The 1,968-nt window shown below is 29.5% G+C and carries 3 protein-coding genes; all 3 read right to left on the bottom strand.

Features of this window, described 5'->3' with window-relative positions; genetic code table 11:
* On the bottom strand, nt 1-650 hold a 650-nt coding region (locus FPG59_RS15680), incomplete at its 3' end, for an AAA family ATPase (protein ID WP_176330772.1).
* A 2-nt stretch (nt 651-652) separates the two neighbouring features.
* Complete coding sequence (locus tag FPG59_RS15675) at nt 653-1,147, bottom strand: three component ABC system middle component (protein WP_086455477.1); 495 nt, start codon at nt 1,145-1,147, stop codon at nt 653-655.
* On the bottom strand, nt 1,144-1,968 hold an 825-nt coding region (locus FPG59_RS16765; RefSeq protein ID WP_217875938.1), incomplete at its 5' end, for an ABC-three component system protein. The genes FPG59_RS16765 and FPG59_RS15675, both read right to left, overlap by 4 nt.

Genomic DNA, 1,968 nt, shown 5'->3' with positions numbered 1-1,968 from the left:
CTTACTAATCTATTAAGATTCTTTTTTAATTGAGTAATTTCACTTTCAATGGCTAATGAATTTTCATTGACAGCTCCTAAAAAGTAAGGAAGTGTATCTTTAATTGATTGTGGAACAAATTCCTTATTTTGGTTATAAAAAAGTTGATATGGGTCGGCAACTAAATATTGAGGCTGGTAGCAATAAAAACGTGAATGTTTAAAGTTGGCCTTTAACGGTTCTCTTGTTAGAGAGTCAGGAATGTGTATGTTCTCAGAAATACCAATTTTTCGGGTTAAAAAATCTTTCAAAGCATCAACATTTAAGTTAGATTTTATATCTTCCAAATTAGGAGGAATTTCTCCAATATTCCGAAGTAGGCAGACTGTAGTTGAAGCTTGAATACCTTTGATATTCGGGTTTTCTCGAGCAATAAATGCTGTCTCCGAATCATTAAAAATAATTTGGATTGCGAAATACGATACGGTATCACGAATAATACCTTCTGGAATATCACAACCACTTGAAGCTAAACAATAATTAATTATTTCAATTAAAGCAGATTTACCCGATTTAGATTCTCCAGTTATAATATTTACTTTCCCAAGTTCAAATGGCAATATTCTTTTTTTACCACTATGGCTATATAATATGATTTTCTGTATTTGCATAATTATGGTGTTATTCTTAAAAATGAGTATATTGATTTAACATCACTTGTTGAAGACAACCATTTACCTAGCATTTCTGCTTTTTTTAATATATCGTTGTATTCTTGATATTCCTCCTTATTTATTATTTTTACTTTTTCGTCACTTGCTAGTATTTCAGCATTTTCATTAATTTCAATTTTGTGATGGGCAAGTAAAAATAATAATGCTTCTTTTGTATATTTTACCATACTTCGTGTACGTTTAGGAAAATCAAAAAACAAATCGTCATTTTGTTCTACCCATACAAAATAATATGTTCTAACCGACCTTGGCATACGTTCTCTGGTAGCTTTGTGTAGTACTATTGGTAATATCAAAAAGGCAAATGCATATGGAAAGTTAGTACTAGTATGTTTGTTATATTCTTTTGCAGTTGCTCTAATAATTTCCCCACAAAACGCAGGATTAAATAAATTTGCAACAATTGTATTTCGTTCTGTCCAACCTATATTCATATGTCTTTTTTGTAATTTGGATGCCAACCAATTTTTTTAGAATCTGAAAGCATTTGATAGCTTCCCCTTGTCAAATAGTCCTCATTGAATTTTTCTCGAATTTTGATTTGTGGACAAGTTTTGGCAAATTGCTCCATATAAAACCCTCTTCCAAGTTCAATGACTTCTTCGATGTTTTTTTCTTCTGCTTCGTCACACATTATATCAAAGATGTTTTGCCAGTAATCGTATAGTTTTACGTCATATTGTTCTTCTTCATCGGGGTTTAATAATTGAAGTCTTAACCATTTAGAACGTTGTTCAAAGGCTCTTCTGAAATCACTAATTGCTCTTTTTAAAGTTCTTGAATTAGCATTTATTTTTATTAGGTCTAATTGCTTTAAAAAATTCCTCTCCTTTAAATTTTCAACATCTTCGTCTGTTATTTCTAGTTGAACAGAAAAATGATTCGGTAAATTATCTGCTTGAAAAGAATCACTGATATTAGCTATTTTTAATTGTAATTCACTTGAACCAATAGAGTCGATTCGTGAAGTTAAATTGTCTATTGATTTTGCAAACCACCATCCTTCTAATATTTCAAGAAAAGCATCTAAAGAACTAGGGTACGTTGAATAAATAAGTTCTTTTTTTATTTTATCATTAATTTCGGTTATTCCGATTGAATTATCTAAAATCCTAATTCGTTTAATTAAACTTTTTTTATTATCAACAGATAAACTTTGATATGCTAAATATGCTTTTGCATTAGTTTTGTTTGAAGATTCTGTTGAAATTTTATCTAGACTTTTAATTATTTCTAAAATTTCACTGTCTAAGGA

Origin of the sequence: Flavobacterium sp. FPG59 (genome assembly GCF_002150205.1) — a bacterium.
Taxonomy (GTDB): domain Bacteria; phylum Bacteroidota; class Bacteroidia; order Flavobacteriales; family Flavobacteriaceae; genus Flavobacterium.
The sequence above is the reverse complement of the archived record's forward strand: the minus strand, read 5'-3'. Positions and strand labels throughout refer to the sequence as shown.

Bases quoted from the DNA above. Each gene is read 5' to 3' on its own strand.
- FPG59_RS15675 (WP_086455477.1), bottom strand. From the start codon at position 1,147: ATGAATATAGGTTGGACAGAACGAAATACAATTGTTGCAAATTTATTT.